16 protein-coding genes and 1 pseudogene are annotated in these 13,774 nt (G+C 37.4%); 3 read left to right on the top strand and 14 right to left on the bottom strand.

Annotation, left to right across the window (positions count from 1 at the left end; genetic code table 11):
• From CN326_RS03510 to CN326_RS24920, 10 genes and pseudogenes are all read right to left on the bottom strand, one after another.
• Positions 1 to 374: hypothetical protein (locus tag CN326_RS03510; protein ID WP_141524958.1), on the bottom strand; the 374-nt coding region annotated here is incomplete at its 3' end.
• Positions 375 to 982: 608 nt separating this feature from the next.
• The gene (locus tag CN326_RS03500) at positions 983 to 1,897 is read right to left on the bottom strand and encodes an NAD-dependent epimerase/dehydratase family protein (RefSeq protein ID WP_098306237.1); all 915 of its coding nucleotides are present in this window, start codon (positions 1,895 to 1,897) and stop codon (positions 983 to 985) included.
• A 216-nt stretch (positions 1,898 to 2,113) separates the two neighbouring features.
• Entirely contained in the window at positions 2,114 to 2,377 is a 264-nt protein-coding gene (locus tag CN326_RS24485; protein WP_176524521.1) for a hypothetical protein, read from the bottom strand.
• Positions 2,378 to 2,540: 163 nt separating this feature from the next.
• Complete coding sequence (locus CN326_RS03490; RefSeq protein WP_098306235.1) at positions 2,541 to 3,497, bottom strand: hypothetical protein; 957 nt, start codon at positions 3,495 to 3,497, stop codon at positions 2,541 to 2,543.
• Positions 3,498 to 3,810: 313 nt separating this feature from the next.
• Positions 3,811 to 4,458 carry a hypothetical protein gene (locus CN326_RS03485; RefSeq protein WP_098306233.1) on the bottom strand — a complete coding sequence of 216 codons (648 nt, stop codon included), beginning with the start codon at positions 4,456 to 4,458 and terminating at the stop codon, positions 3,811 to 3,813.
• A 552-nt stretch (positions 4,459 to 5,010) separates the two neighbouring features.
• Entirely contained in the window at positions 5,011 to 5,286 is a 276-nt protein-coding gene (locus tag CN326_RS24925) for a hypothetical protein (RefSeq protein WP_255258084.1), read from the bottom strand.
• Between the two features lie 124 nt (positions 5,287 to 5,410).
• The gene (gene fabI / locus CN326_RS03475) at positions 5,411 to 6,187 is read right to left on the bottom strand and encodes an enoyl-ACP reductase FabI (RefSeq protein ID WP_098306231.1); all 777 of its coding nucleotides are present in this window, start codon (positions 6,185 to 6,187) and stop codon (positions 5,411 to 5,413) included.
• A 110-nt stretch (positions 6,188 to 6,297) separates the two neighbouring features.
• Positions 6,298 to 6,405 (bottom strand): annotated as a pseudogene (locus CN326_RS03470) (dTDP-4-dehydrorhamnose reductase); the annotation flags it as partial.
• A gap of 9 nt (positions 6,406 to 6,414) precedes the next feature.
• Complete coding sequence (rfbB, locus tag CN326_RS03465) at positions 6,415 to 7,386, bottom strand: dTDP-glucose 4,6-dehydratase (protein WP_098306282.1); 972 nt, start codon at positions 7,384 to 7,386, stop codon at positions 6,415 to 6,417.
• An 83-nt stretch (positions 7,387 to 7,469) separates the two neighbouring features.
• The gene (locus CN326_RS24920) at positions 7,470 to 7,667 is read right to left on the bottom strand and encodes a glycosyltransferase (protein ID WP_218007841.1); all 198 of its coding nucleotides are present in this window, start codon (positions 7,665 to 7,667) and stop codon (positions 7,470 to 7,472) included.
• A gap of 274 nt (positions 7,668 to 7,941) precedes the next feature.
• On the opposite strand from CN326_RS24920, the gene CN326_RS03450 reads away from it, so the two are divergent.
• Positions 7,942 to 9,102 carry an FtsW/RodA/SpoVE family cell cycle protein gene (locus CN326_RS03450; protein WP_098306229.1) on the top strand — a complete coding sequence of 387 codons (1,161 nt, stop codon included), beginning with the start codon at positions 7,942 to 7,944 and terminating at the stop codon, positions 9,100 to 9,102.
• Between the two features lie 77 nt (positions 9,103 to 9,179).
• Positions 9,180 to 9,920 (top strand): bis(5'-nucleosyl)-tetraphosphatase PrpE, encoded by a 741-nt coding sequence (gene prpE, locus CN326_RS03445; RefSeq protein WP_098306227.1) that lies wholly within the window; start codon positions 9,180 to 9,182, stop codon positions 9,918 to 9,920.
• Between the two features lie 18 nt (positions 9,921 to 9,938).
• On the opposite strand, the gene CN326_RS03440 is transcribed toward prpE, so the two are convergent.
• From CN326_RS03440 to CN326_RS03425, 4 genes are all read right to left on the bottom strand, one after another.
• Positions 9,939 to 10,826: an RluA family pseudouridine synthase gene (locus CN326_RS03440; RefSeq protein ID WP_098306279.1), complete on the bottom strand. Its 888-nt coding sequence runs from the start codon at positions 10,824 to 10,826 to the stop codon at positions 9,939 to 9,941.
• Positions 10,827 to 10,947: 121 nt separating this feature from the next.
• Positions 10,948 to 11,745 carry an NAD kinase gene (locus CN326_RS03435; RefSeq protein ID WP_098306225.1) on the bottom strand — a complete coding sequence of 266 codons (798 nt, stop codon included), beginning with the start codon at positions 11,743 to 11,745 and terminating at the stop codon, positions 10,948 to 10,950.
• A gap of 21 nt (positions 11,746 to 11,766) precedes the next feature.
• On the bottom strand, positions 11,767 to 12,402 hold the full coding sequence (gene yjbM / locus CN326_RS03430) for a GTP diphosphokinase (RefSeq protein ID WP_098306224.1): 636 nt from the start codon (positions 12,400 to 12,402) through the stop codon (positions 11,767 to 11,769).
• 150 nt (positions 12,403 to 12,552) lie between these two features.
• Positions 12,553 to 12,924 carry a UPF0738 family protein gene (locus CN326_RS03425; protein WP_098306222.1) on the bottom strand — a complete coding sequence of 124 codons (372 nt, stop codon included), beginning with the start codon at positions 12,922 to 12,924 and terminating at the stop codon, positions 12,553 to 12,555.
• Positions 12,925 to 13,067: 143 nt separating this feature from the next.
• On the opposite strand from CN326_RS03425, the gene CN326_RS03420 reads away from it, so the two are divergent.
• On the top strand, positions 13,068 to 13,646 hold the full coding sequence (locus CN326_RS03420) for a CYTH domain-containing protein (protein WP_098306220.1): 579 nt from the start codon (positions 13,068 to 13,070) through the stop codon (positions 13,644 to 13,646).
• Positions 13,647 to 13,774: the final 128 nt, after the last annotated feature.

Genomic DNA, 13,774 nt, shown 5'->3' with positions numbered 1-13,774 from the left:
ATCTCAGGTTCATTCGTTTGCATATTTTGTGTATCAACGACATCTATCTCAGGTACGTCCGTTTGCATGTGTTGTGGATCAACGATATCTATCTCCGGTTCATCCGTTTGCATGTTTTGTTGTTCAACAACATCTATCTCCGGTTCATCCGTTTGCATGTGTTGTGGATCAGCTACGTTTACCTCCTCTACAATATGGTGAGTCTGTTCACTATTTTCAACATGATCTATTTCGTTTTCCTGTGTTTCAGCCGTTTGTTCTGTCTGTTTCACAATCACACTCCGCTGCACATGGCGCTGAAGTTTAAATAAATCCAAACGATGAGTATATAATAACGGTTGATTTTTCCCTTCCTTTATTTGTTTGTCCGCCATCCCCAATCCCCCTCTTTACTGAAACGTACGTTATTACAGTTATATTCATACTGGGCGGAGAAGTTTCATTAAAAATCTATTCTTTATCTATCTACATAAGGTACATTCCCTATTTTTTATAAAGTAAAACTTCCATCAGTGGGGGTTTCCTTCATTCCCACTGATGATTAGTTGAACCAATCGACCACATGCCAGCAGTTATCCCCTACCTATCTTCCTTGCTTCTCTCTGAATCTTGAGGTGGGGGTCTTACTGCCCGCGAATAGCGGGATAAACAAGAGGATTAAAAGCTAAGAAAATACCCATATTATGAAAAAGAACACGAAAGAAAAGCTTAATCTATTTACGATATAAGCTTTTCTTCCTAATTTAAGTTATATGTTATAGATATGGTGAACTACTTTTTGAAAGTACAGGTGTTCAACAAGTGTATGCTTCACATGCAGTTTCCGGTTCTCCCTATTGATAACAAATCTAAGGAATTATAGAAAGCAGATATTTCTGTAATTAATAAACAACTCTGACTCTAGGATCATTTTTAAAAGCATTCGTAATGTTTTATAGAGAATATAATAATTTCCAATTTTAGTGTATTGCATGCGATCGCTTTATTTTTTACGGAAGAAGGAAATCGTCTCTTCCAATCCTTGAAGTAATGAAAACTTTGGATCCCAATTTAAGTATTTTCTAGCTTTATTATTTAATAGATAGCTATGAACAATATCCCCTGGTCTTTCCTCTTTGTATATTCTTTTATTTTCTATTTTCATTAAGCTATAGATTATATCCAGCAGTTCATTGACTGAAGTTTGTTGATTCGAGCTAATATTACATATTTGATTGTCAGCATTCCTAAGAGCCAAAAAGTTAGCATATGCTACATCTTTAACAAAGATAAAATCTCTTGTTTGATTTCCATCACCATATATAATTGGACTATCATTCTTTAATAAACGGTCAATAAAAACGGAAATAACACCAGCTTCTCCATTTGTATCCTGCCTTGTACCATACACATTGGAATATCTAAGAATTGTGTACTTTAAACCCGAAAGTTTTGCAAATAATTGAATATATGTTTCACTGGTCAATTTCGATAAACCATAAAATGATACAGGATTACGATCATGATTCTCATCAATAGGTAAATATTTAGGATTACCGTATACAGCAGCAGTTGATGCGTGGATAATTTTTTTCACGTTATACTTTATACAAGATTGTAGAATATTTACAGTCGCCATGATATTTTCACTACAATCGTAAAGTGGCTGTTTTACAGATTCCTGCACAGAAACCTGCGCCGCTTGATGTATTACAAAGTCTGGTTTTTCTATCATAAAAATTTTATCAATATCAGGATCTCGTACATCAAAATGATAAAAAGCAACTCCCGATGGAATATGATACTTATGCCCAGTAGCTAAATTATCAATAACTACTGTCTCTATATTGTTTTCCAATAAGGATTCAACAATATGTGAACCAATAAAACCTGCCCCGCCTGTGACTAAAACTTTCAAATATTTACCCTCCCCAAAAACTATATTTCTTTACATATAAGACAAGTAAAAATCTCTGTTTTTTAATTAATGAAGTTATCATTTCTATAAAATCAATATTGTTACAATTTATGTAAACTTTTTCTACAGTATGCTCTATAGTTCATTAATATCAGCTTAAAGCAGCTAACAAACAATGATGCTTTTGTTTTCCTGTGTTTCAGCAGTTTGTTCTATCTATTTCACAATCACACTTTTCTGCATATGAAGCTGAAGTTTATATAAAGTGAAACTTCCATCAGCGGGGGATTCTTCATCCCCTACTGATGGAAATCTCCCACCAATCGGGCTTTTACGGGCAGTTATCCCCCACCTAGCTTCTTCGCTTCTCTCTAAATCTTGAGGTGGGGGTCTTACTGCCCACGAATAGCGGGATAAATCCGAATGATGACTGTATAATAACGGTTGATTTTTTCCTTCTTTTATTTGTTTACCTGCCAACTTAATAGCCTTATCCGAAAGTCACAGATGTCTATATCGTCTAGTTCATGATGGTGCCTAAACTGGCAATCAAAGCTTTGTTCTGTCTTTGCATATAAAAAGACCTCAATAATCATAAAGAGTCGAGAGGTCTCTATGTTTTCTTATTGCTTACTTAGAGAGACTAGTCAGAAAATGAGGTTGGGTGACAAGGTGAGATCGGATTACAATCGTTGCAATCATTCTTTCTAATACAAACCTTGACAATGTCTTTTTCAATAACTTTCCAGAATACCTCAACAGTGCTTCCTGCTTTATATCCTGGGCGTGTTCCGAAATTTTGTGGTCTTGGTGTACCGTTACATAAAACGGCAAATCCACAAACTTCGAAATGGTCTCCTTCGTTTGCATCATCACGGTCAATGATACATTGGAATGCTCTTTCGTCACAAATGACTTTCTTACATCGTTTTCCTTTTTCATCCACAGCTATGAACGTAATTTTTTTCGCTAGCGAGCCGCAAATGATGACTTTTTCAGGGCAAACATCTTCAACAACAGGCGGTTGTGTGAAAAACACCTCAGTTTTAACGTCATGCCCAACTAATGCAGGCGGAACGAGCTTTGTTTTAAATTCAACGACTACTTGACAGCAAGTTTGCGGGTTTGGAATCGTGCATACAGTTGGCGTTGTTGTTACAGGACCAAAAGAGCCACTTAAACAGATACTATCCTTTCCCTCGATACCTTTGAAATGTAATCCAATGCTTTGGAACTGTGCCTCCGTAAACGATGTAGTGGAACAAATAACAAATGTACCCGAATTACCCGGATTAATTCTTTGTGATTGCGTTTTAAACTTTTGTACAATATCGGAATTCGGGAGACAACCTCTAAGACATTTCCCGCCACTTAAAGATCCTTCATTTCCTGGGCCTGACACCTGGGTAAATGGACCCGGGTTATTCACAGTTAAACCTAAAGAATCTATGAAACCTTTACTGCTCGGACTATTGGTTACTATAATTTCTGCGCACCCAGCATTTGGTCCGCTATTTATGATATTTACTGTAACGGTTGCTCGTAAAAGGGGAGCAGCTGAACATGGACCATTTCCCGTAATAATTGCAACTACTGACATATCAGTTTTACACTCCTTTTTAATAAATTTGAATGTAAAAAAAGAAAAAAATCTATTTCTGTCGAATTCCCCTCTTTTTCAAACTATAGTATGTGTTTACAATAATAATGGTTTGGATAAATTCATCATTGTGAGTCTTTTATTTGGTCCTTCATGATTCTTTCATTCATAATGAACGGGTCTGTTATAAGATGAATTAGTTTTTTCATCTTTCGTTGTTACACTTCGTCGTTCAGTTGCTGATTCTATCCCGTAAAACAAAATAAAACCCCCATCAGTCGAATACTGATGGGGGTTTCTGTCAATAGTTGGTTTATCTTACTTTTTCAATACATACCTTAACAATATCTTTTTCTACAAAATTAAAGGCGACTGAATGATCTTGTCCGCCAAAATTTGCTTCATGCGCGAAAACCTCGCACAAAATACCCTGATGGATAATACGGAATTGATCCCCTTCCTTGATGCCATCCTGTTGAGTAATACCGCATTGATCATCCCCTTCCTTCTTATCATTTTGTTCAATCAGACATTGAAATGGGACATCGTCTTTAATTACATGGTTCTCAACCTCACAACCATCTATTACTGCCGTATAGGTTATGGTTTTATGAATCACACCACAAATAACAACCACTTCCGGACATACCTTTTCAATGTTAGCTACTACCGTTTTAGTGGCACGGGCAGTTCCCCTTTTTGCAGGAGGCACCAGTTGCGTCTTATGCTCCACTATAATTTTACAACATAATTCTTTCCGAGGAATACGGGGTGAAAACGCACAAATACAATGACAACTTAATGTTCTAATAGCTCCATTACAATCTTTCCCTGTAATACACCCATCCTCAGGATCAAATTTTATAAAAGTCAGGGTAATCATTCTAGAGGCTCCCCTTAATAAGAAATCAACCTCAATTCCTGGTATTAAGTTACATAATTGATTACAAAAACCATTCATTTCGAGCACCTCCTTCACTTAAATTTCGGTACTATATTATTTTATGTCATTATCATTGTTGTTGTATGGGCATGCAAATAGGCGGATAAGCCTTGATATAACTAAATGGATCCGCCAATCATTTCTGTAATTGTGCTGACGACTTGTGATGACTTTTTTGATCTTACTGTTTGTATGTTCTAAGGTATGTTAAAGAATCTCAATGGGTTACTGTAACGCTATAGTCGATTTTTACAGTGCGGGAATTGAGAACATTCTTATTAAATTCGCGGAGCAGGAAATACTCTATAACTTTATCTTTAAAAATGTAACATTTGAATTTATAATTTTAATCATTGGATAAAGTGAAACTTCCATTAGTGGGGGTTTTCTTCAGCCCCCACTGATGGTTAGTTGAACCAATCGAGCTTTTACGGGCAGTTATCCCCCACCTATCTTCTTCGCTTCTCTCAATCTTGAGGTGGGAGTCTTACTGCCCGCGAATAGCGGGATAAGTGATAATCTAACTCTTTCCTCCCTACTCTTATTCTCGATGCCAACCGTTATCATTGCCTAGTTTGGTCCTACTAATGAGAAACTGTAACAGAAGTGTACCGTATAACCGATATGAAGGTGCTCTGTATGACATCGGGAACGCCGTAGTACTCCTCTGTTAGAATACAAATTAGCCAATGGAATCAGCATCGCTGCACTGGTTCCATTCCTATTGTCTAATCCCATTCCTTTTGCTACATTAGTAATATTAATATTCAACTGATTACACAACTTTGCTAGTTCATTAATATAAGAGACTTTCAAATTCAAAAATGAGTTCGCTTCATATTTAATCGACTCTACTGCTCTTTGTGTCGTTTCCTTTAAACTTTACATTTAAAAAGCCCTCCTGAATCGTATTTTTTACAATTCAAGAGGGCTTTTTATTTTATAAATATAGTTAATTTATCTTTTCGTACTAACCTAAAATATGATATCCAGAATCCACATGAATATTCTCACCAGTAACACCGCTTGCTAGGTCACTGAATAAGAATAACGCTGTATTTCCTACTTCTTCTTGCGTTACGTTACGACGAAGTGGTGCGCGTTCTTCAATTTGTTTTAAAATGCTGTTGAAATCGCCAACACCTTTTGCTGATAATGTGCGAATTGGTCCTGCAGATACTGAGTTGACACGGATATTATGCTTTCCTAAGTCGTTCGCTAAATATTTTACGCTCGCGTCTAATGATGCTTTTGCAACACCCATTACGTTGTAGTTCGATACAACACGCTCGCCGCCTAGATATGTTAGCGTTACGATGCTTCCACCTTCTGTCATCACTTCTTTCGCTGCTCTTGCTACAGCTGTTAATGAGAATGAGCTAATATTTTGAGCTAACAAGAAGCCATTACGAGATGTATCAACGAACTCACCTTTTAAATCATCACGTTCTGCGAATGCAATGCAATGAGCCAGTCCATGAATAACTCCAACCTCTTCCTTAATCGTTTGGAAGCAGCTTGCAATATCTTCGTCGCTTGTTACATCACATGGTAATACAAGTGATTTTTGTCCTTCTAATGATTCCGCTAAATCACGTACATTTTTTTCTAAACGTTCACCTGCGTAAGTGAAGATTAAGTTTGCTCCTGCATTATGTAATGAACGCGCGATTCCCCAAGCGATGCTTCGTTGGTTTGCAACGCCCATTACGACAATATTTTTTCCTTTTACATTGAGAAGATTCATGTATTTATCCTCCTATATTCATAAATTATAGTTGTTATTAGAACCTGGTACTATTTTTATATTAACATAAAATACTCTAAAGGCAAACAAAAATCACTAGCCCAAATTCACTAGTGATTCTTTGTTTCGCTAAAGAAGCGTTCTAATCCTTCTTCCCAAGATGGCATCTGTGAGAAATCATTTAATTTTAACATTTTATGCTTTAAAGTTGAATATTTGTGAGCCCCTTATTTTTCTTTTAATGGTCGCCACCACTGCACGTTTTGTTTATACCAATGAACTGTTTCTTCGATTCCTTGCTTAAACGTATACATCGGCTGCCATCCTAATTCTTGTTTTACTTTTTTCGCATCAATTACATAGCGGCGGTCGTGTCCTAAGCGATCCGTAACATGATGAATATCATCTTTTCCTTTTTTCAGCAACGCCAAAATCTGCTCAACAACTTCTACATTTGTTTTTTCATTATCTCCGCCAATGTTATACACTTCCCCAATTTTCCCTTTATGCAGTACAGCATCAATTGCACTACAATGGTCATTAACATGAAGCCAATCTCTTATATTCAATCCATCTCCGTATAACGGCAATTTCTTCCCTTCAAGTGCATTTGTAATCATAAGTGGAATTAATTTCTCTGGATATTGATATGGTCCATAGTTATTGGAACAACGTGTGACAATAATAGGTAATTGATACGTTTTGTAATACGATAAAGCAATCATATCCGCACTCGCCTTACTAGAAGAATACGGACTGCTCGGATCTAACGGTGTTTGTTCTGTAAATTTCCCTACTTCTCCTAATGAGCCATACACTTCATCTGTTGAGACTTGCACCATTTTTATATGAGGGTATTTTTTGACCAGCTCTAATAACGTTACCGTTCCAATTATATTCGTATCATAGAAAGGAATAGGATTTTCAATGCTACGATCAACATGTGATTCCGCTGCAAAGTTAACAATGGCATCTACCTTATACTTCTGAACAACATATTCTAAAAGTTCACGATTTTGAATCATGCCTTTTAGAAAAACATAGCGAGGGTCTTGCTCAACAGAACGTAAATTTTCAAGATTACCACTATATGTTAACGCGTCATAATTAATAACATGGTAATTTTCGTATACTTTCAATATATAATGAACAAAATTACTACCAATGAATCCAGCTCCGCCTGTTACTAATATATTCATAGACAACTCTCCTACTAAAAAACAATCTTTACACTCAATAAGCAATGGCAGTAACCGATCTTTTTTTGACAAAATGGGCTCTTTTACCGGCCACGAATGTTCAAATCTTTATCGCTCCAACGCACACCGCTATCGTGTACAGCACTATAATACTCATCAACTTTATACATAACAACTGTATAATGAAGACACCATGTCCGCATTTGGTTAGAAGCACCTACAAAATAACCTGCTTTACGAAATTCAAATGAATGTGAAACATCATAAAGTAAAACTTCCATCAGTGGGGGGGCTTTATCCCCCCACTGATGGTTAACCAACCGGTCTTTTACGGGCAGTTATCCCCCACCTATCTTCTTCACTTTTCTCTGAATCTTGAGGTGGGGGTCTTACTGCCCACGAATAGCGGGATAAAAATTTTATGTTATAACACTCCACACATCTGACATTCCCAACTTAAATCTAAACAACATATTTGCAAACAACAAAAAATCGGCTAAGATGGTAATAGTGTCTTTTTTAATAACAATGAGTCATAGAAAGGAATACAGTACGGTGAAAGATAAAAATTCTCGATATCAAATAGATTACGTCTTGATAATGATTGTACTTGCAATCGCTATAGTAAGTTGCTTTGCCATCGCCAGTGCACAGCCATCCTTGCCACCAAATTTACAAAAGGTTAACTTCGTTGCGCAGCAAATCAAATGGTATATAATTGGGATTATTGCAGTTGTTGCAGTTATGATTATCGACTTCGATCGCTATAAACAAATTTGTTGGTATTTATACGGATTCGCAATGGTTCTTCTTCTTGGACTTGAGTTTCATTTTCCGGGCGCGGTAACAATTAAAGGGGCAACAGCTTGGTACGCAATTCCAGGTATCGGTAATTTCCAACCCTCAGAAATCATGAAACTCTTTTTAATTCTTGTAGTTGGACGCATTATCGTAGACCATAATGAAAAATATACGATTCGAACGTCACGAGAAGATCTACTCTTACTTGGAAAAATATTTGCAGCGAGTTTACCACCATTACTGTTAATCGCAAAAGAACCAGATTTAGGGAATACAATGGTAATTTCAGCAATGCTTGCAGCCATGATTTTAGTATCCGGTATACGTTGGCGCTTTATTTTCGGTTTAGCTGGCATTGTCGCTGGAGTTGCTGCACTACTCGTTTATATTTACTTTGCACACACAGCATTTTTTAAAGCACATATTTTAAAAGAGTATCAGCTAGATCGTTTCTACGGCTGGTTAGCACCTTATGAATACCCAACACAGGGTTATCAATTAACTCAAGCCCTTTTAGCTACCGGATCAGGCGAGTTATACGGAAAAGGTTGGGACGGTGCAGAAGTATACTTCCCTGAACCTCATACCGATTTTATTTTTACAAATATTGCTGAGAAATTCGGATTTTTAGGAGGAAGCGTCGTTATTTCACTCTACTTCCTACTCATTTATCGCATGATTCATATTGCGTTAGAAAGCAATGATCCATACGGAAGTTATATATGTGCGGGAACCGTCGGGATGTTTACATTCCAAGTGTTCCAAAATATTGGCATGACAATCGGGCTACTTCCTATTACCGGGATTACATTACCGCTTTTAAGTTACGGTGGTAGTTCCTTGCTCACCTATATGATTGCGATTGGCTTCATTCTGAATGTACAGTCACGAACAAAGAAATTTATGTTTGATTAAACCATATCCTAGTGGATATGGTTTTTTTCTTGCCCTTGTAGCGGTATACTAATCAAAAAAAGAGTAGGTGATCCAATATGAAGTATGATGTTATCGGAGATATTCATGGCTGTTTAGAGGAGTTTCAATCATTAACAAAACAACTTGGCTATAAATGGGATAGCGGGTTACCTGTTCATCCACAAAAACGACAACTTGCTTTCGTCGGTGATATTACAGACCGTGGTCCTCATTCTCTTCGCATGATTGAAATTGTGTGGGACCTTGTCCTACATAAAAAAGAAGCATATTATGCCCCCGGTAATCATTGTAATAAATTATATCGTTACTTCCTTGGGCGCAAAGTGCAAGTAGCGCACGGCCTAGAAACAACCGTTGCAGAATACGAAGCATTAAGTACACGTGAGCAAAAAATCATACAGAAAAAGTTTATTGATCTTTACGAACAGTCGCCTCTCTATCACGTGCTGGATAACGGAAAACTCGTTGTTTGTCACGCTGGTATTCGCCAAGATTATATCGGGAGAAGTGATAAAAAAGTCCAAACTTTCGTCTTGTACGGTGATATTACAGGTGAAAAGCACCCTGACGGTTCTCCTGTCCGCCGTGACTGGGCGAAACATTATACTGGAGATGCTTGGATTGTATACGGACATACACCCGTACCAGAACCTCGATTCGTCAATCATACTGTGAATATCGATACTGGATCAGTATTTGGCGGAAAATTAACAGGACTTCGTTATCCGGAAATGGAAACGGTGTCCGTTCCTTCTTCAATGCCGTTTGTACCGGAGAAATTTCGTTCTATTGACTAAAAAAAGCTGATGGAATCATTATTCCATCAGCTTTCTCATATCTTCCGGCAACTCCGCATGAAATGTAAGCTGCTTTTCTAATACAGGATGATAAAATGTTAAATTTGTACTATGCAATGCTTGTCTCTTTATTTCATCCGTTTTCCCACCATACAAATCATCACCAAGTAATGCATGGCCGAGATGCGCCATATGTACTCTAATTTGATGCGTCCGTCCTGTTTCTAGTTGAAGTGCCACATGCGTCTTACCTTTCAATCTCTTTTGCACATCGAAGTGAGTAACTGCTCGCTGCCCATCTTCACGGACCATGCGCTCAATAATACTATCATCTTTTCGTGCAATGGGAGCATCAATTGTTCCGCTGTCCTCCGCTATCGTTCCATGAACAATCGCTTCATATGTTCTTTTCACTTGTTTTTGCTGATGCTGCTTTGATAGCAAATGGTGAATAAAACGATTTTTTGCAATTAACATTAAACCAGATGTATCCCGGTCGAGCCTTGTTACAATATGTACTGTACTTGCAAGGTTTTGCTGATCATAATAATGCAAAAGAGCATTAGCTACACTCCCGCTTGGATGCTCTCTTGATGGAATTGTTGACATATACGGCCGCTTATTAATAACAAGAACAGAATCGTCTTCATACACAATCGAAAGTGGGATATTCTCGCTTAGCATTCCTTCACTTCTTTGCTCAGGTGGGAAGTATACTGCTAACTTCTCTCCCTCTTGCAAAACATGACGTACATTTACAGAATGTCCGTTCACTTCAATAGCTCCGCCATGAAACTTTATATCTGTTAACGCTGCTTTAGAAATACTCTTCGCTTTCAAAAACTCTCGAATAAGCATTCCATCATCTGTTTCTGTTATACACCAAGTTAAAGTAAACCTTCTCAACTGCATAACTCTATTCTATTCCTCTCTACCAGTGTTCTTTAAGTGTTCCCAATGTATCCTGAGCCCGATTGGCTCAACTAACTAGCAACGGGAAAAACGTCCGCTGCTAGTTAGTTAAGCTTTACTGATCTGCCACAAAGGAATCACGCACTCGTTTCCAAAATGGAAATGGACGAAACCGCACAAATCGAACCCTTTGATTTGCCACCCGGTATTGAATCGATTTAACATCTTGATGATCCATCGTCAAATGATCAATTGTAATTTGCAAGTTCATTCCAGTAGCTGGTTTTAACACACACGTATGATGCTTCGGTAATACGAGCGGAGATCCAACTGTACGAAAAACTCGATTGTTAATAGACGCCATTTCTGTAATTTGAATGGCTTCCAAGGATGGATGAATAATCGCTCCGCCCAGTGCTTTATTATACGCGGTACTCCCAGAAGGTGTTGAAATACAAAGACCGTCACCGCGAAATGTTTCAAAGTATTCACCGCGAATTTCTACATCCATAACAAGCGTTCCTTCGTTGCTTTTTACCGTCGCTTCATTTAGCGCTAAAAATTGTGATTCTTTACTTCCATTCATGTAACGAATAATGACCTCTAATAATGGATATTCAACAACTTGAAAAGGCGTTTTCGCAATCGCAATGACAAGCTTCTCAACTTCTGTTGGTAACCAATCTGCATAAAATCCTAAATGCCCGGTATGCACACCGACAAACGCTGTTTTGTCTAACCGATTCTGATAGCGATGAAACGCATGCAGCAGTGTTCCATCTCCTCCAACAGAAATTACAATATCTGGCTCTATTTCATCCATTGTAAATTCAAAATTGCATAAGTACTCTGTCATCGTACTTGTAAGCTCATTTGATGATTGATCTCCCTTTGACATAATTGCAAATTTCATCGCCCAACACCCTTTAGATTATTATTCTGTTTCTTTCGCCTCTTGCTTGCGCGAAAAAATCTTTTGTGCTTCTTTGATTTCAAGACGAATCGAAGACATTTCTTCGTCTAATAGATAAGCTGCTTCAGCTGCGCGCTGCAAACGCACTTTAATATCTTCTGGAAAGCGCCCACGATATTTATAATTTAAAGAATGCTCGATTGTTGCCCAAAAATTCATTGCTAACGTTCGAATTTGAATTTCAACTAACACTTTTTTCTCCCCACGAATCGTTTGCACAGGATAACTAATGACAACGTGATAGGAACGATAGCCACTTTCCTTCTTTTGCGTCACATAATCGCGTTCTTCCACAATTTCAAAATCGTTACGTTTTCGTAAAAATTCTACAACTGGCTTAATATCATCAACAAATTGACACATCATGCGAAGCCCAGCAATATCTTGCATTTCTTCCTGCAAACGATCGAGTGGAATATTGCGTTTTGCTGCTTTATCAATAATACTTGCGACGGATTTGACTCTACCTGTTACAAACTCAATGGGCGAATGTTCAGCCAACATTTCAAACTGAGAACGCATTCCTTTTAATTTTACTTTCAACTCTCCTACAGCTTGATGATAGGGAGCTAAAAATTCTTCCCAATTTCGATCCAATGTAACCACCACCAAAACAAATCAGTTTCTTCTATCCCGCTCTAATGGGCAGTATCTTTAGGTGTTTCACGATGCAAAACTGCCCATATGAGCCCGATTGGTTCAACTAACCGTCAGTACGATAATGCCTCCACTGACAGAAGTTTCACTTTACAGAAACACTTTTTCTACTGCATTTACGAGTTCCTCACCGTAATTCGCATTTCCTTCGATATTTTCAATTAAATATTCCAATTCTTCTTTCATTTGTTCTAACTCGATTTCAACGTCATGAATACGAACAAACATTGTTTCATCGTTCTTCATTGCATTTTTTAAATCTTCCCAGCACGTATGCGGGATACTCACGTAAATAAAAGAGGTTTCATTCTCTAAAATATATAAAAATGATAAATTGTCTGAATCTACAAGTACGTGACTACGTGCCTTTAAACCGTCTACACGTAGCTCTGTATTTTCCGCACAAAAAATAAGAGCATCTTCTCTTTTTTCTACGCTCTTAACTTGAATTTTATTTTGCATGCTTTAACTCCTCCATATCATACTTCCTGTCATAATCAACACTTTTATTGTAACATAACATACAACGAAACAAATAAAACATTGAATGAAATTTAGGAAAAAGCGATAATGAGTACCAGATATTTCACAAAAGGAGAGCGCATATGCAACAAGAAATTGAAATCGAATTTAAAAACATGGTCACAAAAGAGGAATTCCATTCTTTATGTCAGGCATTTTCTATTACAACATTCGCAAAACAAGTAAATCACTATTTCGAAACGCCTACATTTTCATTAAAAAATGCTGGCTCTGCACTTCGTATTCGTTGTAAAAATAATACTTATACACTAACACTAAAACAACCGGCAGAGATTGGATTGTTAGAGACGCATCAAGCTTTAACAGAAGAAGAAGCTAAAACAATGATTGAAACAAATAGGTTAATCAAGGGAGCTGTTTCCAAGCAATTAGAAACCCTACAAATTCCTGTTTCTTCATTACAATACATGGGAAGCTTAACAACAGAGCGAGCAGAAACAACATTTGAAGGCGGTACCCTCGTATTCGATCATAGTTTTTATTACGAACATGATGATTATGAACTTGAATACGAAGTAAGCGATGAACAGTTTGGCCAAGCAGCATTTGCTTCTTTATTAAAAGAACATAATATTCCTATCAGACATACAAAAAACAAAGTGCAACGCTTTTTTCTTGCCAAAGGCCAAAAAGAACAATAAACTAGCAAAGGATTGATTAAGAGCTATTTATTTGCTCTTCGTGACAATCCGTTGCTACAATAAAGTAAGTGAAACTTCCATCAGTGGACGTTGTCGCACTGATGGTTACATTCGGGCACAGGTCAGCA

It is taken from the genome of Bacillus sp. AFS018417 (genome assembly GCF_002560985.1).
Lineage (GTDB): Bacteria > Bacillota > Bacilli > Bacillales > Bacillaceae_G > Bacillus_A > Bacillus_A rhizoplanae.
Note: the sequence above shows the minus strand (reverse complement) of the source record. Positions and strands in the feature narration are given on the sequence as shown.